This is a genomic window from Rhodococcus sp. NPDC057014 (assembly GCF_042673295.1).
In the GTDB taxonomy this organism is placed as follows: Bacteria; Actinomycetota; Actinomycetes; order Mycobacteriales; family Mycobacteriaceae; genus Rhodococcus_F.
Genome location: NZ_JBHUSF010000080.1, coordinates 1 through 20425 on the forward strand (window position 1 = coordinate 1; position 20425 = coordinate 20425).

Here is a 20425-nt window from a genome sequence, read left to right on the forward strand (position 1 = left end):
GACAACACCCGCAGTGGGGGCGGGCCGCCTCGGACGCGCCCCCCCGCACCATTGCTCGCGTGGCTTCATGGGCTTCCCGACCGGTCGGTCGCCCCCCTCTGAGCCTCGTTCAATCCAGACAAAATCGGTTGACGACCGGCTTTCAACCGTCGGTAGTGTGCACTCATGAGCACATCTCAAAGACTCGTTCTCCGCCCGTGCGAGGGCGAGGCGGAGTGGCCGGCACTCGTACGCATCTGGCGAAGCGCCGTTGAGGCAACCCACGACTTTCTCACCTCGGAGGATGTCGACTTCTACGAGTCACGGATGCTCAGCGACTATTTCCCCGCCGTCGAACTGACAGTCGCGGAGGTCGGGGAGACGCCGGTGGCATTCTCGGGGCTGTCGGGTAACTCACTCGAGATGCTGTTCGTCGACAGTACCTACCGCGGGTATGGCGTCGGTTCAGCGCTTCTGTTGCACGCGATCGAGTACCACCCAGATCTGCGCCTGGACGTCAACGAGCAGAACCCTCAGGCTGTCGGTTTCTACCAGCACTACGGCTTCGTCGTGCTGAGTCGATCGGCGACTGATGGAGACGGGCGCCCGTTCCCGATCCTTCACATGGTGCGGTCGGCGGTCGGGGCTGCTGCCACCCCGACCGGACTCAGCTAGAGCGCGTCTCCTGACCCGCGAGCTGTTTGAGCCAGATGCACACAGCAGTAGTCCGCCCGTGTGTGCATGGGTGTGCGACGCGGACAACGGCATCGCGAGGCGTTGCTCGAAGTCGTCACCCACTCTGCGCCATAGCCGCTTGGCGATTTGCCGTTTGAGGCATCGCATGGCCTCGCGTGAGGTCGTGCCCTCGGCCATCTTGCGCTGGTGTAGGGGGTCGATACTGATCACGATCACCGTGGCGTGTCTCCGTGTTGAAACGGGCCGGCTCACGTCGCTTCGATACATCGTTTCCTCCCGACCTTCCGCCACCGGGCCAGCGCCCCGTGAGCCGGGTTCGGAAGAACTGCACGCACTCTGGCATCTGCGCTACCGACTTTGCCGCCGGTATCGGAAACTCAATTCGACTCGCTGCATGCGGATCGCGGGCAACCACAGTCCGCATGCAGCAATTTTGGTCGGAGCGAACCGAACCTTCAGTGCAGATGCAGAATCCGATATCGGACGATATCTACGGGAACAGCGGTACGAGCACCGCATCGGCCGGCGTCGCGGCCGAGGGCGGGTTCATGATCGGGACCCCGCCGGATTCGGCGATCGCGGGGATGCTGTGATTCAGGCCGACGAATACTCCGTCGAGGTTGACTGCCTGTAGCACCCCATGCGCCGAACCCGTCACCAGGTCGATCCGCGGCGCGACCTACCCCCAGTCCGCAGCCTCGGCGAGCGGACCCGCCAGCAGGCCGCCGTCGATGACGAAGTCCGCTCCGGTGCAGTAGCTGCTCTCGTCGGACACGAGGAAGGCCACCAGCCGCGCGACCTCTTCCGGCTCCCCGATCCTGCCCATCGGCACCGTGACGCCCGAATGCCCCTTGTTGAGCCGGAGGCTCTCTCGCTGATCCGCGCCCTGACCGCCCATCATCGTGTCGATGAACCCCGGCAGGACGGTGTTCACCCGGATTCCGCTGTCGGCGAGCTCGCTCGCGGCCTGTCGGGTGATGCCGCGCACGGCCCACTTCGCCGCGCTATACGCCCCGAGGCACGGCTGCCCCACGGCACCCGCCACGGAGGAGACGTTGACGATCGAACCACCACCGGCGGACCGCATCGAGGGTGCGACGGCGCGAATCCCCAGCCAGACACCGATCTGGTCGATTGCGATTACCCGGTCGTGGTCGGTCATCGGCGTCGACTCGATGGTTCCATCCAGCGCGATCCCAGCGCAGGAGACCAGGGCGGTCACGTTGCCGAACCGATCGATGACCGCATCCATCAGGGACGCCCAGTCGGCTTCGCTGCTGACGTCGAGGTGCCGATAGATGAGGCTGTGACCGAGCTCCGCCTCGAGCGCCTGTCCGGCGTCGTCCTGAACGTCCCCCACGACCACATGGGCACCCCGGGCGACGAGAAGCCGAGCGGTGGCACGCCCTATCCCGTGGGCGGAGGCTCCCCCGTTCACGACTGCGACCGTGCCTTTCAGCGACCCGACGGCTGCGTCCTCAGTCACTGGTCCTCCTCGCTGTCTGCGTCGGTCGCGATTCCGGCGTACACCTGCGGCCGGTTCACCTTGATCCAGATCCCGTAGATCACGCCGATGAACGCGATGCCGACCAGAACCCAGGGCAGCGCGTCGATGAGTGGCGAGGAGACGCCGGTGAGGGTGTCGAAGTTCTTGACGATCAGCACCACCAGCAGGGACAGGCTCACAAATGCGGCGGCCGTCGCGGCGAGGGTGCCGACCATTCGCTCCCCACGGCGCACGAAGTAGGCACCGATGGCCGCCGAGGCTGCAAGCTGGAGCAGCACAACGCCCAGGGTGCCGAGCCCGGTCATCGCCGTGACGACATCGAGGTAGGGATCCAACCCGCCGCTCACCGCGACGATCACGGCGATCAGGTTGACCGTCGTCTGCACCAAGCTGGCACGGGACGGTGTCCCGTGGGCAGGGTGCACGGTGCCGATCCAGCGCGGAAGCAGACCCTCGCGACCGGCCACGAACAGATAGCGGTTGGACGCATTGTGGAGGGCGAGGAGCGACGCCAACAGGCTCGTCAGGTAGGTGAACTCCAAGACGGTCGTGAGCGTCGAGGAGGCGTAGGCGTCGCTGAGGTTGAAGAACGTGGTCACCAACTGCTCCGACGCGACCGCCTGGACGTGGTCCGGCCCGATGGCGCCGACGGCGATCCAGGACGACAGGAAGTAGAAGACCGAGATGACGGTGACCGAGAGGTACGTTGCGCGCGGCACCGTCTTCCTGGGGTCCCGGGTCTCCTCGCCGTAGAGAGCGGCGGACTCGAAACCGATGAAGGACAGCAGGGCGAACATGAGCCCGAGGCCGAGGGAACCGGTGTTGATCACGTTGCCGGGCGTGAAGATCGACAGCGGGAACGCATCGGCGCCCTTCTCGAACACAATCGCGACGTCGAGGATGACCACCATCGCGACCTCCGCGGCCAGCAGGAACACCAAGACGCGTGCAGCGATGTCGATTTCGCGGTAGCCGAGGAACCCGACCAGGACCACCGCGACCACGGAGAGGACCGCCCAATTGATCGTCCACCCGAAGGCCGAGTCCAGAAGGACGCTTCCGAAGTAGCCGATCCCGGCCACACAGGTCAGGGCTACGGCGTTGTACGCGACGATCGCGACGAACGACGCCGCGACCGCCGGCGGCTTGCCCAGCCCACGAGCGATGTACTGGTAGAAGCCGCCCGCACTGCTCATCCTCCTGCTCATCGCCGCGTAGCCGACCGAGAAGAGGAGCAGCACCACGCCCGCGATGACGAACGCAGCGGGCGTGGACGCACCGCTACCGAGCGCGAAGCTGAGAGGGATTATGCCGGCGATGCAGGAGATCGGAGCCGCTGCAGCCACCACCATGACGGTGATCTTGGGGGTGGTGAGTGTGCCTCGGAGATCCCCGGCTGGGGTGGGCAAAGTTGTTTTCGACTTCGTCGGCGTCATCTGATCACGCACTTCCGTTGTTGGGTCGCACCTCGGTGTTCGGCTGTCGTGCCCCGCACCGACGACGGTCACGTGCTGTGAGCCGCGTCATGATCTTGGTCCGCCGGACCTCGACCCGGATATACCGATCGCACCAAAGACACACTCCGCGTTTGCCCTAATCCGACAGCCGACATAGGGCCGCGAGTTGCTCGTCGCTCAACCTCAGCCGATAGGACATACTTGCGTCCCAAAGCTCCACCTCGGAGACTGTCTCGGCGATCACTCGCTGTGAATCGCTGTTCTGCACGATCTCGCGCAGGGCGGCGCCGGTGCGGTCTGCCCGAAGTACGATGAAGCGCACTCGAACCCGACGCTCGTCGGGCTGTAGCACTGTCCGGTAGTCGATTTCGAGTCGGGTCGGAACGAACCGTCCTGACGACGCCGAAATCCGTTGCCCGAGCCACCGTGCACGTGCCTCGTCGAGGGTTGAGATCAGGATTCCGTTCGGGGTGTGCGGAGCCTTCTGACCGTGGAGCGATCCCGTCACGACTTCGATCGATCCGAAGGAGTCGGTCGGCCGGCCTGCTCCGTGAATACTGCCTCCGACCGCACCGCGCCGAAATACCTCGAGTGGCTTCACACCCATGACGTCGGGTCCAGTTTGGTGATGGCCGTGGTGACGAGGTCGACCTGCTTACCCGAAGACCTGGCGTTGTCCGCGCGGGTCAGGGCGGCGCGTACCAATTGTCCGCCGACGAACCGGACCGGTTCGGGAGGGAGCCACCCGCGCGGGAGCCGGGTCAATCCCGATCGGCTCCACTCGTCGTCGGCTCCGAGGGCCAAGCTGGCCAGGATCTTGCCGCCCAGGCAGGCGGGGCCGACACCGTCTCCCGAGTATCCGGCGCCCACGAAAACTCGTGGTTGACCAGAAACCGGCACGAAAAAGGGCAGAGAGTTGATCGAGTATTCGACGGGGGCCCGCCAGGTAGCGGCAATCGGGACATCGGCGAGGTCGGGGAAAGTCGCGCGAAACTGGCATTCGAGGTCACGCGGCCTCGGCGCGGCTCCGTACAGCGAGCTGGCCCCGCGATGGCCGTAGCCCAGTCCGACTCCGCCCTTCCCGAAGAGGGCGGATCCGTCGCTCGTGGTGCGCCAGTAGTTCAGCAGTCGTCGCGAGTCGGAAGTGCCGACCCCCTCGGTTCCGAGGGCGGCCAGTTGCCCTTCTGCGAGTGGTGCCGTGACCAGGTTGTCACTGGCGGTGAGCACGAGCCGCCGACGGATCTCGGGGATCGCACTTGCCCAGGCGTTGATGGCGAGTACCGCGGATCGGGAGGTGACCCGTCCGTCGATCGTCTCGATGGATACTTCGCCACTGCTGTCGATTCCAGTCACGGGCGTGTTCTCGAAAACCCGGACACCCATTTCGATCGCGACACGTCTCAATCCTCGTGCCAGCGCCGCGGGCTGCAGCGTCGCAGCCGTGGGATCGAGCACGCCTCCGCGGGCTGCGTGTCCTGACAGTTCGGTTGCAGAGCCTGGATCGACAAGACGCAGCGGGTTGCCCTGCGCGTCCGCGATTGCTTGCAACGTATCGTTCCACGCGCCGTCCTGATCCTCGGTTGTGGATGTCCACAACCATCCGTCGCGGCTGATCTTCGCGTCGATGTGATGTTCGGAGCAGAAGGCGACGATGTGTTCGATCGCGTCGGAGGTAGCCTGCGCGATGCGGATGGCTTCGGCTCTGCCGACGTGCGCGACGAGTGCCGGGAATTTCGGCCACAGATTCATGAGGAAACCCGCATTCGTTCCGCTCGCGCCGCTGCCACACACACGGGCTTCGAGAAGTACGACGTCGAGGGAGGGGTCGCGGTGTTTGAGTTCGATCGCGGTCCATAGCCCGGTGTACCCACCGCCCACGATGCAGACGTCAGCGGTTGTCGCCGACATCAGCGGTGCACTGAGGGAAGAATCGGCGGCCAGGGTTTGTGACAGCCAGGGGGACGCCTGGCTGGCAGAAGTCGGTAAACTGTTCAGGCGCATAGGTATTTGCCCTTCATCGAGTTTCCAGGGGGATCGAGTTCTCCGTTGGTCTCGGGTTCCATCTCACAACCGGACCGGCTGTGCGGGGTGAATCCTGTTTCTTGTCAGAGCTAGTCGCCTTCCAGATCCACCGCGCATCAGCTGAATGAGCTCGGCCATGATCGACACCGCGGTTTCCTCCGGTGTACTCGCTCCGAGGTCGAGTCCGATGGGGCTCGCGAGCCTGCTCATCTCGTCATCGGTCAGTCCTGTTTCCGTCAAACTCACAATTCGTTGCTCGTGGGTTCTGCGTGATCCCATCGCTCCGATGTATCCGGCGGGACAGTCGCGAAGTGCCCGCCGGAGAAGGGGGATGTCGAATTTCGGATCGTGTGTGAGAACGCAGAGAGCGGTGCGGCCGTCGATTCGCCCTGCGCGGATCTCGCCGTCGAGGTAGCGGTGCGGCCAGTCGACGACGACCTCGTCGGCGGTCGGATACCGTTCTGTCGTGGCGAAGAGCGGCCGCGCGTCGCAGAGAGTGACGGAATACCCTTGCAGTCGAGCTTGATCGATCAGCGCGGATGCAAAGGCATTGGCACCGAAGACGACCATCCGTGGTGCGGGGGCAAAGACGGAAACGAAGATCCGGACGTCGTTTGCGTCGCACGAACCGTCGACACCGAACTCGAGAGCGGAGTTGCGCCCCGATGCCAAGAGGGCGCGGGAATCGCGGGCGACCGCTAGATCGAGCTGATCGGATCCGAGGCCTCCCTCCGTCGAATCGCCGCGTACGACGAGCTTCCTCCCAACTGCGTGTGCGTCAGGGTGATTGATCGTGGTTGCGACGGCCACCGGCGCTCCGGCGCAGACATCGTCGTACAGACCCGTGAATGCCGGAAAGGTGTGGCGCGAGATGGCCTCGACGAAGACTTCGATGGTTCCACCGCAGGTCAGGCCGACGGCGAATGCCGAGTCGTCGCTGACCCCGAATTCGGCAACGCCGGAACGGCGGGTCTCCATGGCATCGATGCAGTAGTCGTAGACTGCGCCATCGATGCAGCCCCCGGAGACGGAACCTATGGCCTGACCCTGCATCGTCGTGAGCATCGCACTACCGGGAAGTCTCGGTGCGGAACGAAAGGTCGATATCACGGTCGCCAGACCAACGGATTGACCAGTGCGCCACACTCGCATGATGTCGTCGAGGATGTCCCGCATTTTCGTTTCTCCTGTCTCGACGGCGTCCGGCGCTGTGGCGGTCGTGATCGCGATGTTTCCGCTATCCGAGCCGCCGGTCGGCGAGCACCGGAAAAGTGCGCCGCAATTCTCGTATGGTCTCCAATTCCACTGTTGCGCTGATTATTTCCGCGGAATCTCCGGCGGAGGCGACGACGGTTCCATCGGGTGCCACGATCTGGCTGTGGCCGCCGAGCGCGACATCGCCGTCGACACCCGCCAAGTTGCATTGGACGACATACGTCTGGTTCTCGATCGCCCGTGCACGACCAAGTGTCGTCCAGTGTTCGACTCGTGCTCTCGGCCACGCGGCGGGAATCACAAGCACCTCGGTGCCTGCCCCGACGAGTTCGCGGTAGAGCTCGGGAAAACGGAGGTCGTAACACGTTGACAACCCCACGACTGTTTCCGCTCCCGCCGCGGTTGCGATGCCCGTGCTGACGGATTCGGTTCCGGCCGTGAGCAGTCGAGGCTCTCCGTCGCTGAAGCCGAAGCGGTGAATCTTCCGATACGTCGCGCGGATCTCCCCGCCCGGATCGAGGAGTATGGACGTATTCCACAACCGCGCAGCGGCAGTGTCGTTCTCCCGCTCGATGATCGAGCCGGCGTGAAGCCAGATGCCGTTACGTTTCGCTGCGCGCGACATCGTATCGAGGAGCGTGCCGTCGAGCGGTTCGGCACGATCGGCCCAGGCGTCGTAGTCGAACCCGCCGTGTGCCCACAGTTCCGGCAGCACCACCAGGTCTGCGCCCGCCGAATCGTCGATGAGGTCGTCGACGCGGCGGATGCGTGAGCTGTACGGCTCGGATCGGTCGTATTCGAGCTGGATCGCGACAACGTCGAGCGAATCCCGAGCGAGGTCGGGTCGGGAGACGATCATTTGCTCTTGTTCTTCCCCGCCGCGTAGCCGGCCGCGAACACGCTGATAATCGCAGCGACGCCGGAGATGATCGCGGGGATCCATGCCGGCTGCACGAATCCGGCGGCAGGTGTGCTTCCACCTCGTGATTCGCGTGCCAGTTTCACGAGATCGAGGGCTTCGTCCTGGTTCGCAGGTGTACTGCGACCGACGGTCCGTGGCGCGGCGCCGTTCGTGGCTGCCCCACCTGTGGTCGCGGTGGCTTCGGCGGTGGCCTCGCCGCCGACCATGAGTTCGTTCAGACGCTCGGCGAACACCCCCAGCAGGGCGGCGGCAGCATCGTTGATGACACCACGACCGAACTGTGCGATCTTCCCGGAGATGTCCATCTCCGTGTCGACGAGGACCCGCGAGCCGCCCTCATGTGCGACGAGGCGGAGTCCGATGTTCGCGGACACGTTCCCTTGGCCGCGTGCGTCCTTACCGGTGGCCCGCAGCGTAGCGCGGAGTCCCGCCTCGTCGCGTTCGACGAATCGGGCAGCTCCCTTGTACTCCGCGGTGATGGGGCCGACCTTGATCTTGGCCTTCCCTTCGAAGTCGTCACCGTCGATGGCGGTGATCGTTGCGCCCGGGAGGCATGGAGCCACACGTTCGAGATCGAGAAGAACGGGCCACGCTTCGTCGGGGGGCAGGGGGACGATGAATTCATTGGAGATTTGCATCAGACTACCTATTCGCAGTGGTACGGATAACGAATCAATCTTATGGTTGGCCTGCGGAAACAGGTTCGCCGATTTTCGGGAGCCCGAACCGGAATGCGGGCTCCCCGGGTGGAAAGTCGCCACCGGTTTGAAGTCGTCCAGCCATCTGACGAACCTTCGCCAGATATGCGCGTCCGACGGCGAGCTGGGTTCGCTCCCACTCGGCGAGCGACTCGACTCGGTGTCCCGGTTCCGAGGACAGAGCGTCCGCCAAGGTCCACGCGTCGTTGGCTGCCTTGGCGGCACCTGCTGCGGCGTGCGGACGGGGGGTGATGGCGGCGTCGCCGAGCAGGGCGACCCTGCCGTATACGGTCGCGTCGACGTCCGCGTCGCTCACAATCGTCACGAATGCGTTCTCCGCAGCGTGGACGAGCTCGGCAAACGGCGGTGCCAGCTCGTCGGCACGGGTGTCGAGAGTCTTGCGCTGCCGCACACACAACTGGTGCGCATGCACGGAGGTGGGGAGGCGGATGCCGTTGCAGTCCGTCATCAGTTCGTCGAGCGGCGAACCTTCGGGCACATTCCAGTACCACTGGAAGTTCAGGCGCCTCCCCTCGTCGCCGTCGCGGGGAGGAATCGGGTAGGCGATCAGGTGCCCGTCCGACAGCAGCCCGTAGGTGAACGCATCGTCGAAGTAGTCCCAGGTCGACTGGTCGATCGCCCCGGGTGGGACGAGGCCTCGCCATGTCACGTACCCGGCGTAGTCGGATTTTCGTCCAATGAGTCGCTGCCGAATGACCGAGCTTCCACCGTCAGCGGCGACGACGAAGTCTGCGCCGGCATCGGTACCGTCTGCGAAACGCAGTTCCACGTGGTCGGCGGATTGACCGATACCCACCACGGTCTTGCCCAGGTGGTATCGCTCGTTCCCGAAGACCTCATGGAGTCGGCGGTAGATCCCGTCGTAGCTGGTGAATCGCCATGCGGCGTCGATGGTCCCGAGCTCGACACCGGTATGGGCGTCGGTGTAACGCATCGTGGAGGACGGGACGCTGATGGCGTCGAGTTCGGTGTCGGTCCGCTCGACGAGGTACTTGACGAGTTCGGGTTGAACCACGATGCCCGTTCCGAATCCGGACAACGGCTGCGTCGAGCGTTCGTAGACGTCGACCTCGAAGCCCGCATCCCGCAACAGCAGTGCGGTTGTCAATCCGCCGATCGAGCCGCCGACGACGGCAATACGCGAGATCTCCACCTCGACTCCTCAGTTTCGCAAGGCCATGGCGATGGGGCGCATCGGTGCGCCACTCGCTCCACGCAATCGGATCGGCGCCGCCATCAGACAGAATTCGTCGACCCCGTCTGCGGACAATTCCTCGAGGTTGAGCAACTCGATCATGGGCACACCGGTTTCGGCCAGGAAGTGGCAGTGTCCGGGCAACCAATTGTCCTCGTGCTCGGAGGGCCCGACCTCGACACATTCCTGGTCGGAACCGACGGCCGCGATCTTCTGATCGGTCAGCCACCGTGCCGCGTCGAGGCTGAGTCCGGGCGGATCACCCAGCGTTTTCGAACTGTCCGGCCAGTAGCGCATACGTCCGGTGCGGACGAACGGCACGTCACCCTCGTTCAGCTGGAGTCCGGCCGCGTCGAGCGCCCGCTGCAGATCGTCGACGGTGATGGGATAGGAATCCGGGAGGCATTCGACACCATGCAGTTTCGCTACGTCGATGAGGACTCCACGGGTGATGATCGGCGGGATCTGCTCGGCGCCTCCCTTGGTCCAGGACCGGCTACCCAGGTTTTCCTCGACACCGAAATTGTTGTAGATCTCCCCATCGACACCGAAATGATTCAGGGCATCGATGTGCGTGCCGGTGTGGGTGTACATGAACACCACATCACCCGAGTAACAGACGTGGCGGTTGACCGTGTCGCCGGCGCCGTTGAGGTTGTCGACGAGGGTTCCCTGCGGGGTGTGGCTGAGGAAGATCTGGTAACCAGGGTCACCGGCGCCTTGGAAGCTCGGCATTCCGACGAAGTAGTCGACGCTGAGATCGTAGAGGGTGGAGGCGTCCGCCCGCGCGAGCATGTCCACCCGCACTTCCTCCTTGAGGTAGTTCAGCGCACCCAGCTGGTCGTCCGGCCCCCACGGGCTGGTGCCGACCGTAATTCCCGCCCTGGGGGACGGTTTGGTGTCGATGTCCTGGCTCATCTACTTGCCCTCGATTTCGAAGTCGACGACCGCACGCTCCGAGAACATCGGCATCAGTGTGGCCACCACGTCGAGGTGGTAGGGATCGGTGGAGTACTTCTCCAGGTCTTCCCAGGTGGCGAAGTCGGTGATCAGGGCACCGTCCCACGGTGCTCCGTTCTCGCCCGGATCACCCTGATGGCTACCGACACTCCAGTACTCGATGAACGAGAGCCGTTCGGGAAGGGTACCGAGGATCTCGACGATCTCCTGCTGGGAGCTTCCCTCGGCGACGCGCCAGAGAAACACGTGACGAACCTGCGACATGGGTGTCCTTTCGTTGAGCGGTCCCGGCGAGGCTGCGCTTTCACGGCTGCCATCTGCGGGGTGTGCTCCAAGTCTCGTGTTTCACCGTGGTGGTTCCTATTGTGTTGACACACAATTCAGTCGGCAGTTTTGTTCCTCGACCGACAGCGTTCGAAGATCTGCTGCGGGGTCACCGGGATCCGATCGGTGTGGAGCCCGTCGCCGATTGCGTTGTCAAGTGCTGCCGCGACTGCAGCGCCGACCGCGATGATGCCGACCTCGCCCAACCCTTTGGCTCTCAGCGGGTTGTCCGGCGAAGGCGCATCCTCGGTGACGAAAATGTCGACCTCCGGCATCTCCTGAGCGGCCGGCAGGAGATAGTCCATGAACGAGGTGGCGATAGGCGTTCCGTCTTCCTCGTACGCGAACTCCTCGTACAAAGCTCCACCGATGCCTTGGATTGCGGCGCCGATGATCTGCCCGCGCGTCGTCATCGGGTTGATCATTCGACCGGCCTCGGTGGTGGTGAGGAACCGCCGGAAAGTATGTCCGCCGGTCGCCGGATCGACCTCGATCTGGACGATGGTGACCCCGTACGGATAGTTCATCTCGTTGTTGCGATAGACCGCGTGAGCGGCGAGGCCGGGTTCGTCATCGTCCAGGCGCGCCGTGTACGGGTCTCGGCGGCCCGCGATCTCGTAGAGACTGATCGATGCTTCGGACTCCGTATCGGCGATGGCACCATCGACGAGTCGGAGCCGCTCTTCGGGGACGTCCAGCATCGTGCTCGCAAGGCGTTTGGCTTTGGCGACGACAGCGAGGGCGGCTTCACGTACTGCTCCGCCGGCGAGCACGGTCGACCGACTCGACCACGACCCGACGCCGTCCGGTACGAGGTCGGTGTCGCTGTGTACGACGTCTATTCGTTCCGGATTGATCTGCAAGTGTTCGGCGGCGATCTGTGAGAGCACGGTTTCGATACCCTGACCCACCGACGATGCGCCGGTCAGGACTCGAACGCGTCCCACTGCGCTGACTTCCACGGCACCGGTTTCGTACAGTCCGAGGCCGGCCTTGTCCATCAGGACTCCGACTCCGATGCCGACACTCTTCCCGTCACGGCGTAGCTGCTCGGTCTCGGTCACCCAGGAGTCCCAATCAATATGGGTGAGAGCCTTTTCCAAGTGTTCGGCGGGGTCGCCGGAGACGAAGTGATACGGCTCGTGCACCATCTCGATGCCGGGATTCCACGGCAAGTCGGACGCGGTGAGGAGGTTACGGCGACGGATCTCGATGGTGCTGATTCCCACCGTCTGGGACGCCAGATCGAGTAGGCGTTCGCGCGCGAAAGTCGATTCATACCGCCCAGGGCCGCGGTACGCCGCGACCGGCGTCTTGTTCGTCAGCACTGCGTGCAGCGTCACCGAGTACGAGGGGATCCGATACGGTCCGACGACGATGACCGAGGTGATATCGCTGACCAGTGGTTCCGCTTGGCGGAAGTACGCACCGTGATTGTGGAAGATCTCGTCCCGCAGTCCCAGGATGCGGCCGTCCGCATCGAGTGCGGCCTCGAGGCGGTGGACTTGTTCGCGGGCGTGAGAGGTCGCCACCATGTGTTCGGATCGGTCCTCGACCCATTTCACCGGTCTGCCGAGGTGCCGCGCCGCCCAGGCCGCGACGACATACTCCGGGAAAATGTCACCTTTGACACCGAAGTTTCCGCCGATCTCGCTGTGTCGCATCCGCACGCTGGTGTCGGGCATACCGAGAATCCGGGCGAGAACCTTTTGGGAGTCGTGCACATGGACGATCCCCGATACGAACAGCACGTCGCGGCCAGGGTCTGGCTGTACTACACAGTTACGGGTTTCCATCGGCACCCCGGAGTGCCGGCCGGTGCGGTACTCGTGAGACACGATGTGTGCCGCGTTCTGGAAGGCGGCGTCGACGTCGCCGTATCCCTTTTCGATCCGAACACCCTCGTTGCCGACCCCCGGGAAGAGTTCGACGTCGGTATCGAGGGCGTCCACCGGATCGAGCACAGCGGGGAGTACCTCGTAGTCGACGGTGACGAGTTCGGCAGCATCTTCGGCGACGTAGGGATCGTCCGCTAACACGGCGGCTACCGGCTGGCCCACGTACAGCACTCGATCTGTTGCCAGTGGAGGCTGGGTGAAGGTCTCGATTTGGGGATAGTCCTCGTGGTAGCCCAGGTCTTGGAGTGGGATCGTGCCGAGATGTGCAAGATCGTCGCCGGTCAGCACGAGCCGCACTCCCGGATGCCGCTTCGCGTCCGCGACATCGACAGCGAGGACGCGTGCATGGGCGTAGGTCGACCGCACGATACGTAGATGCAGCTGGCGTGGGAGATCGATGTCAGCCGCGAACAACGCCTTGCCGGTGAGCAGGCGCTCGTCCTCGCGGCGCCGGATGGATTCACCGATCCAGCTCTTGTTGCGAGTTGACACCGCGGGCTCAGTTAGGTTCGTCATCACTCTTCCTTGGTCGCGCGTGAGCTTCAGTATCGCGCAGGGGTCGGGGTGTTTCGATCTACCGAAATGGACAAATCTGCGTCACTGATCGGTCTCTCATGCACACGACTTGTGGCCGACGGGCGCCGACAATTACTGATCGAGCGCTGATGCGCGAATCGACGAAATTTGATTATGAGGAGGAAACTTTGTCCTCGCAGCCTCCGGTGCTGACGCCGGAACACGAGATGCTGAACTGGGGCCGTTTGATCTTGGACGGTGTTCCCTATGCCGACATCGTCGGTGCTCGCGATCGGCCATCGGACCAGGGTTGGTTCGAATATTGGATGTCGCGGGCGGACGACTACGAGAGCCTCGGAGACGAGTCCGTACGCGCCGCGCACACCCTATCTGCGGGCGAGTACTTCTACCTCGCTGCCATCTGCGTGCAGTATGCGCAATTCTTGTGGTTCGACGACAAGCGCGCACATGGTCAACGGCGGAAGGTCGAGCTCTACAGGAAAGCGGCACCGTACCTTACGCCGGCGGCCGAGCTGGTCGAGTTGTCGGTGGACGGGACGCCGATGCCGGTGTTTCTCCGCGTGCCGGAAGGCGCCGGTCCGCACCCGGTGGTGGTGTTGTTGGGCGGCCTCGAGAGCACGAAGGAGGAGAGCCGCTTGATGGAAGACCTCCTGCTCGCACGCGGAATGGCAACCGCAACGTTCGATGGGCCCGGGCAAGGGGAAATGTTCGTCCACCGAGAGCTTTCCGGTGATTTCGAACGCTACACCTCCACGGTCATCGATTACCTCGTCTCGCGAGAGGACCTGCAATCCGACGCGGTCGGTGTACTCGGGCGCAGTTTGGGCGGAAACTACGCTCTCAAGTCCGCTGCATGTGATCAGCGTGTCGCCGCATGCGTGTGCTGGGGCGGTTTCGCGGACATGGATTCGTGGGACACCGAGACTCCCATGACGATGGAGAGTTGGCGCTACGTCAGCAAGGTGAAGACCCTGGACGAGGCCCAGGTGCATGTTCACCAGGCCCTGGAGACTCGGGACGTCCTCGACCGGTTGACGTGTCCGACCTACATACTTCACGGGATGCTCGACGAGATTCCGTCGAGCTTTCTCAAGACCCTGCGTGAGCACGCCGTCAACGCCCCGCTGACGATCGTGGTCGAGGACGAAGGTGACCACTGCTGTCACAATCTCGGTCCGCGCCCCCGGTTCCAGATGGCCGACTGGCTTGCAGATCATCTGGTCACGACTGACGATTCGCCGACAAAGGAGCACACAGATGGGTGAGATCAAGGTTGTCTCAGCGGCTTCCGCTCCGTTGGAGAAATGGCAGCCGGAGGGAGTCACAATCCATCAGGGTGACCCGGACGGTCACGGCTTCACCCTGAGCGAAGGCGAATCCCGGGGCGCATTCGGGACAGGCGTCTTCTCCTGCGAGCCGTCACAGACGTCGTACGAACTGACCTCGAACGAGATCATCTACGTCCTGGAAGGGTCGGTCAGCATTGCGCTCGGAGACACCGAGCCCGTCCTGATCCACACCGGCGATCTGGCGTTCCTCCCCAAGGGACACACTTCGCACTGGACATTCCACAGCACCTTCAAAGAGGTGTGGTTCTTGGTGGACTGACGATGCGGTAGTACGGGGCCGGCTGTCCACTGGATGGTCGGCCCCGAGGCCTGTCACAGCGCCGGCGTGGGGAGTCCGGGGTTGGTCTCCGGACCGGCGTTCTCACGCGGCAGAGCCGAGACGAGTCGGCCGAGCCGAAGTGCCACGGCGAACTCGCCGCGCCGGAGGCGCTCGGCACCCAGTTTCGACTCGGCCGACCTCAGCCGGTAGGCGACCGTGCGCGGATGCACATCCAGCTTCTGCGCGGTGAGCACCGCGTTCTCGCCGTTTGTGAAGTACACCCGCAACGTTTCGATCAGAACATTGCTCGGGTCGTCGATGTCGCCGAGTGGCTCGAGTTCTTCGTGAACGAAAGCACGGGCCGCGGCAGTGTCATGCAATGCCAGAGCCTCGAGCGAGGTGTCCTCGTACCAGGTGACGGAGAGCTCGAGGGCCTTCCCGACATTGTGAGCCTCATTCGCTTGGCGGTGGCTGACCCGGAAACCCTCCAGTCCCTCGTTGACGGTTCCGAAAGCGACGTGAGCACCTTCGGGGACGGACATGTCCCCCAGTTCGTCCTTGGGCGGCCCGGATCTGCGGGGCCACGGAATCCACAGAAAGCCCATCCCGTTCGGTGTCGACGCAACAAGCGGTCTCAACGACATCTTCATGTGCTGACCGATGGTGCGCGCGACCGATTCCGGGCTCGTTCCCGACACTATCGCCGCCAAGTGCTGACCGCGCAGGGAGTAGTCGAGAACCGCGGTATCGACGGGGAGTCCAGCAAGAAGCGAGTTCAGGGTCGCCATCTTCCGGCGCTCGTGGCTCTGAAGCGCATATGCGGCGCTCTGCTGCTGAAACGCCTCGACGATCGCCGTGGAGACCGCGTCGTTCCATGCGAACTGACGCGCGCTTGCATGCCTGAGCACCGCCGCTCGCTCCTGCGTATCCGGAATGCTCCGATATGCCTCGTCCAGGAGAAACGACCACGTCGCCGACTGACCGATCCGGGACGCATGGAGCAGATCGTGCAACCCCACGCCCGCCAGGACTGAAACGCGGACCTCGCGGAGCGCCTCATTCGACGCCCTGGTGAGGGGGCTGTTCGGGTCGGAGATGTGGGTGAGGACATCGTTCAACGAGGCAAGGATCGTATCGGACTCAGCGGAGGACAGCTGCGGGTTGTCCGGGGCGCCTTCCGTATGTGCCTCCGCACGCAGCCTGCGACGAATCTCTTCATAGATTTCGGGGATTCTCTCGCGTGTGGCATCCGTGAGCTGCCGCAGACCCTGCTCGATGAACACCACGCCATGCTACCGGGCCAGACAGCACCGACTCGGTCATCTACAGTTTTCCTCGTGGTCGACAGGATGGCACTCGAGGGGGTAACTCACTCGCTGCGGAGCCGGATCGGGGAGCTGACGGATCTGGTTCGCCGGCGCCTGCGATCCGATGTCCCGGAGTTCACCGCGGATGTCGACCCGGCGCTTGCGGTCAGCGAGACCGAGCGAATCGCGGCTGCACTTCGATCGATCATCGATGGACTCGAGGGCGCGGCAGAGCCGAGTAGCGCTCCCTTGGACGAAGCGACCGCGGAGGCGCGTGCTGTCGCACAGGCCGGCATCGATCTGAACTTACTCATTCGGACGTATCGGGTCGCGCAAGCGGCGATGCTGGATGTCTTGCTCTCCGAGACAACCGACCTCATCGACGATCCTCAGTCTCAACTAGCGATTCAGCAACAGATCTCCCGCTTCCAGTTCGACTGGAACGACGCTGTCCTGGAAGCGGTGATCCGGGCATACCAAGACGCGCAATACTCGTTCTTCTTCCATTCCCGCGACCGTCAACTACGGACGAGCCTGCGCGAACTGATCGCGGGACGAACAGATAATCCTCCGCCGATCGATTATCCCTTCGCCGAGAACCATCTCGCCGCGGTCGTGTGGGGAGACCGCCGTGACCACTTGGTCGATCAGGTTGCGGCGTTGCTCGGTTCTGCCAAGAGGGTGAATTTGGCGGGCACATCGGGCACCGTGCTGGTGTGGTACTCACTACGCAACCACGACGAGGACGTGCATCGCCTCAAAGTCGAGCTCGATCGACAGGAAGGGGCGTTCTACGCCTTCGGTAACCCCGGGAGTGGGATCGCTGGATTCCGTACCAGTCACCAGCAGGCCTGGCGTGCCTACCGGGTCGGCCGCTGGTCGAACACCCCGGTGACCTGGTACGCCGATGTCGCCTTGGAATCGTTGTTCATGAAAGACATCCAGGCGGCCCGCGACTTCGTCACCCAGCAGCTCGGAGCGCTCGATCCGGCCGACCCTCGCACGGATGTGCTGTTCGAGACGCTTCGCGCCTACTTCGCGGCAGGGTGCAATGCGGTGCGCGCAGCGAGCGAACTGGCCGTCCACGAACGCACCGTGTCCTATCGTCTGCGTTCGGTGGAGGAGCAACTGGGAATCAGTGTTCTGGGCAAACGTGACGAACTGGTGGTCGCACTGCGCTTGCATGCTGCCCTCCGCGCCATCACCGCCGCGAACGCGCTCACCGACCTTCCTCGGAGTCCCTGAAGCGGAGGTTGTGTGAGTCTGACAATCTCTGCCACCCCAATTGTCGATCGCTGCGCAGCGCCGAGGCTCCCCGGGGAGAGATAGTGAATCAATGATTCCTCTTCACGTCGGGTCCTGTGCGCGATGAAGCCCCCTCCATTCGACTACGAAGTCGCCGAGAGCATCGACGATGCCTTGACCCGACTCCGTAACGGCGGCGAAGACGCCAAGCTGCTCGCCGGTGGGCAAAGCTTGATGCCACTGATGAACTACCGGCTCGCACGCCCGTCCGTCCTCATCGACATCAACCGCATCCCACGGTTGGCCGACATCACCGTCGGAACTGACCAGATCACGCTCGGAGCGCTGATACGTCACCACAAGCTCGAAACCTCCCCCACCATTGCCGAGCAGTTGCCTCTCCTGCGTGAGGCCGCCGGCTGGATCGCGCACCCGCAGATCCGTACCCGCGGGACGACGGGCGGATCACTCGCGCACTCCGACGCCTCGGCGGAACTCCCTGTTGCTCTGATGGCCCTCGACGCCGAAGTTCTCGTGCGATCACTTCGCGGCGAGCGCACCCTGGCGATCCAGGATCTCGTCGTCGGACATTTCGTCAGCTCACTCGCACCCGACGAGATGATCACAGAGATTCGCGTGCCACGACTGCCTGCGGGTACGGGCTCGGCGTTCGCGGAATTCGCTCGCCGCCACGGCGACTATGCCATCGGCGGCGCTGCCGCGGTCTTGACCCTCGACGAGGGCGGCGTATGCACGCGCGCCCGGATCACGGTCCTCGGTGGCGGCCCCACCGCTCTCCGATGTCACGAGGCGGAGGCCGTCGTCACGGGCGAAGTAGTCGAAGACCCGATCATCGCCGAAACGGCACTTGCGGCAATCACGGGGTTGACCCCGATGCCCAACCTGCACGGCGACTCCAACTACCGCCGGCAAGTCATCGCAACCATGGTTTCGCGCACCGTCACCGAGGCTGCGCGACGCGCAAGGAGTAACTCGTGAGCACACACCGCGTCACTGTCGAAGTCAATGGTGAGACGCACACCCGAGAAGTCGACGCGAGGCTTCTGTTGTCCGATTTCCTGCGTCACCAACTCGGGCTCCGTGGTACGCGGGTGGGGTGCGAGCACGGCGTGTGCGGTTCGTGTACCGTCCTGCTCTCCGGTGAGCCGGTTCGCGCCTGCCTGACGCTCGCCGTGCAGACCGACGGCGAGATCGTCGACACGGTCGAGGGACTTGCCGATGACTCCGAACACATGCATCCCTTACAGGAGTCGTTTTCGGCATGCCACGGACTCCAGTGCGGATTCTGCACCTCGGGGTTCCTGATGTCACTCAAACCGCTCTACGACAGCGGAATCGAAATGAACGCGGCGGAGATCCGCGAGGCGATCTCCGGAAACATCTGCCGGTGCACGGGCTACCAGCAAATCGTCGAAGCTGTCGACCGCGCCTTGCACATACGAGACTCGTCCGACACCGACATATCCGAGTCCAGCGACGGGTAGCGCGGGGTGCGGGCCGGTCATCTCTGTACCGGCGCTGCGCTGGGAGGCGGCGGTGGGCTTTTGGACGCGAGAACGGCCTCGACGGCACGCTCGGCTGCTTCCAGCGCGCCTTCCATATATCCCGGATAGTTCAGAGCGACATCGGATCCCGCAAAATGGATGCGACCGTGATCCGCACAGAGGCGTTCGTGCATGATGGTCGGCTGACCGACCCGCGCATGAGTACCCGACCCTCGGTACAGCGGATCGGCCGACCAGTCGTGATAGTCCACGCCCACGATCTCCGCGTCCGGTAGAGCGGACCGCACTGCGGCGCGCACCTGCTCCAGGCTCCTCGGGTCGATGGCCGTGCCGTCGGCGTAGCCGGTGAGGATCCGCCCTCCTCCCGAGTCAGCACCCGCATCGAAGAGGACAGGAATTGCGTCATCACCGAAGCGGAACAGCCCGCCCGGAACGTTTCGGGCGTGGATGTGGAGACGTACGCAGCGGCACCCCCGACTGTCCATCACCACTTGCGCACGACGCGCGGGAAGTGCCGGATCGAAGTCGATGCCACGCCAGCTGTTCAGCGGTGTCGCCAACACGACGTGCCGGGCGGTCATCACCTCGTCGTCACCCACACATACCTCGACGCCATCGTGGTGTTGGTGCAGGGCTGTGATCACACCGTCGAATCGAATCTCGTCCACGTCACCGGCCACGGCACTCACAAGGGACGACGTCCCGGTCACGATCTCCGCACAGTGCGACAGGACGGCGCCGGACACACTGTGTTGGTGCGCCGCAATCGGCATGAGAATGCCCAATGCCGACACGGTGTTCAGGTCACTGCCGACGATCGTGCGGCACCACGCCTTCACCCACTGTTTCGTTGTCGGCGTGAGATCGAGAGCGTCGAGGTATTCCTGGGCCGGGATGTCGAGGTCGTCGAGCCCTTGATACTCCAGTCCTACCCCGACTGTGATGCGGCGCGCGTCCCGGAGCACAGTGCGCAGAGCAGCTCTCGTTGCCGCCTTCTCGTGCTCAGGAATTGACAGCCCGTTCTGTCGATCGCTTCGGCGCAAGGCCCGGCTCAGTGCTGCCGGTCGGGTCGACAGGCCGTACCGAGCGATTTCCGCGGCCATTCGTTTGTGGTGACGTGGCGCAAAGTATGCACCCCCGACTTCGACATCTACCGCCGGATCGATCACCGACGGCCGCCGATACAGTCGGCCGCCCGGTCGGCTGCCACCTTCGATCACCAAGACCGATCTCCCGGCGGCTCGAAAATCACGAGCCGCACGGAGCCCGGAAAGTCCCGCCCCTACGACGATGACGTCGTGTGTCATC

Annotated in this window: 19 protein-coding genes; 7 read left to right on the forward strand and 12 right to left on the reverse strand. The window is 63.9% G+C overall.

Annotated features, from left to right (window positions below; all coding sequences use genetic code 11):
• Positions 1 to 165 precede the first annotated feature (165 nt).
• Positions 166 to 654, forward strand: coding sequence for an acetyltransferase (locus ACFTZB_RS17785; RefSeq protein ID WP_378433283.1), 489 nt, complete (start codon positions 166 to 168; stop codon positions 652 to 654).
• 485 nt (positions 655 to 1139) lie between these two features.
• Entirely contained in the window at positions 1140 to 1268 is a 129-nt protein-coding gene (locus ACFTZB_RS17790) for a hypothetical protein (protein WP_378433284.1), read from the forward strand.
• An 86-nt stretch (positions 1269 to 1354) separates the two neighbouring features.
• Here the strand turns inward: ACFTZB_RS17790 and ACFTZB_RS17795 are convergent, their stop codons facing one another.
• The 10 genes from ACFTZB_RS17795 to ACFTZB_RS17840 all read right to left on the reverse strand — a co-directional run bounded on the left by ACFTZB_RS17795 (position 1355) and on the right by ACFTZB_RS17840 (position 13410).
• Positions 1355 to 2161, reverse strand: coding sequence for an SDR family oxidoreductase (locus ACFTZB_RS17795; protein ID WP_378433285.1), 807 nt, complete (start codon positions 2159 to 2161; stop codon positions 1355 to 1357).
• A complete protein-coding gene (locus ACFTZB_RS17800) occupies positions 2158 to 3534 on the reverse strand; it encodes an APC family permease (RefSeq protein ID WP_378433286.1) in 1377 nt (458 codons plus the stop codon). Before ACFTZB_RS17800 ends, ACFTZB_RS17795 begins: the two co-directional genes overlap by 4 nt.
• Before the next feature lie 702 nt (positions 3535 to 4236).
• Entirely contained in the window at positions 4237 to 5547 is a 1311-nt protein-coding gene (locus tag ACFTZB_RS17805) for an NAD(P)/FAD-dependent oxidoreductase (RefSeq protein WP_378433287.1), read from the reverse strand.
• A gap of 156 nt (positions 5548 to 5703) precedes the next feature.
• Positions 5704 to 6837 (reverse strand): XdhC family protein, encoded by a 1134-nt coding sequence (locus tag ACFTZB_RS17810; protein ID WP_378433288.1) that lies wholly within the window; start codon positions 6835 to 6837, stop codon positions 5704 to 5706.
• Positions 6838 to 6898: 61 nt separating this feature from the next.
• Positions 6899 to 7735 (reverse strand): carbon-nitrogen family hydrolase, encoded by an 837-nt coding sequence (locus tag ACFTZB_RS17815; RefSeq protein WP_378433289.1) that lies wholly within the window; start codon positions 7733 to 7735, stop codon positions 6899 to 6901.
• Positions 7732 to 8436: an SRPBCC family protein gene (locus tag ACFTZB_RS17820; RefSeq protein WP_378433290.1), complete on the reverse strand. Its 705-nt coding sequence runs from the start codon at positions 8434 to 8436 to the stop codon at positions 7732 to 7734. Before ACFTZB_RS17820 ends, ACFTZB_RS17815 begins: the two co-directional genes overlap by 4 nt.
• A gap of 40 nt (positions 8437 to 8476) precedes the next feature.
• A complete protein-coding gene (locus ACFTZB_RS17825; RefSeq protein ID WP_378433291.1) occupies positions 8477 to 9670 on the reverse strand; it encodes an FAD binding domain-containing protein in 1194 nt (397 codons plus the stop codon).
• Positions 9671 to 9679: 9 nt separating this feature from the next.
• Positions 9680 to 10630: a cyclase family protein gene (locus ACFTZB_RS17830; protein ID WP_378433292.1), complete on the reverse strand. Its 951-nt coding sequence runs from the start codon at positions 10628 to 10630 to the stop codon at positions 9680 to 9682.
• Entirely contained in the window at positions 10631 to 10936 is a 306-nt protein-coding gene (locus tag ACFTZB_RS17835) for a Dabb family protein (protein ID WP_378433293.1), read from the reverse strand.
• Positions 10937 to 11052: 116 nt separating this feature from the next.
• Complete coding sequence (locus ACFTZB_RS17840) at positions 11053 to 13410, reverse strand: xanthine dehydrogenase family protein molybdopterin-binding subunit (RefSeq protein WP_378433294.1); 2358 nt, start codon at positions 13408 to 13410, stop codon at positions 11053 to 11055.
• Between the two features lie 149 nt (positions 13411 to 13559).
• On the opposite strand from ACFTZB_RS17840, the gene ACFTZB_RS17845 reads away from it, so the two are divergent.
• Positions 13560 to 14696: an alpha/beta hydrolase family protein gene (locus ACFTZB_RS17845; protein ID WP_378433295.1), complete on the forward strand. Its 1137-nt coding sequence runs from the start codon at positions 13560 to 13562 to the stop codon at positions 14694 to 14696.
• On the forward strand, positions 14689 to 15039 hold the full coding sequence (locus tag ACFTZB_RS17850) for a cupin domain-containing protein (RefSeq protein WP_378433296.1): 351 nt from the start codon (positions 14689 to 14691) through the stop codon (positions 15037 to 15039). Before ACFTZB_RS17845 ends, ACFTZB_RS17850 begins: the two co-directional genes overlap by 8 nt.
• 53 nt (positions 15040 to 15092) lie before the next feature.
• Here the strand turns inward: ACFTZB_RS17850 and ACFTZB_RS17855 are convergent, their stop codons facing one another.
• A complete protein-coding gene (locus ACFTZB_RS17855; RefSeq protein ID WP_378433297.1) occupies positions 15093 to 16157 on the reverse strand; it encodes a PucR family transcriptional regulator in 1065 nt (354 codons plus the stop codon).
• On the opposite strand from ACFTZB_RS17855, the gene ACFTZB_RS17860 reads away from it, so the two are divergent.
• The 3 genes from ACFTZB_RS17860 (at position 16137) to ACFTZB_RS17870 (ending at position 19096) form a co-directional block, all read left to right on the forward strand.
• On the forward strand, positions 16137 to 17591 hold the full coding sequence (locus ACFTZB_RS17860) for a PucR family transcriptional regulator (RefSeq protein WP_378433298.1): 1455 nt from the start codon (positions 16137 to 16139) through the stop codon (positions 17589 to 17591). The genes ACFTZB_RS17855 and ACFTZB_RS17860 overlap by 21 nt on opposite strands.
• Before the next feature lie 123 nt (positions 17592 to 17714).
• Entirely contained in the window at positions 17715 to 18590 is an 876-nt protein-coding gene (locus ACFTZB_RS17865) for an FAD binding domain-containing protein (protein WP_378433299.1), read from the forward strand.
• The gene (locus ACFTZB_RS17870) at positions 18587 to 19096 is read left to right on the forward strand and encodes a (2Fe-2S)-binding protein (protein ID WP_378433300.1); all 510 of its coding nucleotides are present in this window, start codon (positions 18587 to 18589) and stop codon (positions 19094 to 19096) included. Before ACFTZB_RS17865 ends, ACFTZB_RS17870 begins: the two co-directional genes overlap by 4 nt.
• A gap of 17 nt (positions 19097 to 19113) precedes the next feature.
• On the opposite strand, the gene ACFTZB_RS17875 is transcribed toward ACFTZB_RS17870, so the two are convergent.
• Complete coding sequence (locus ACFTZB_RS17875; protein WP_378433301.1) at positions 19114 to 20424, reverse strand: flavin monoamine oxidase family protein; 1311 nt, start codon at positions 20422 to 20424, stop codon at positions 19114 to 19116.
• Between the last annotated feature and the right edge of the window lies 1 nt (position 20425).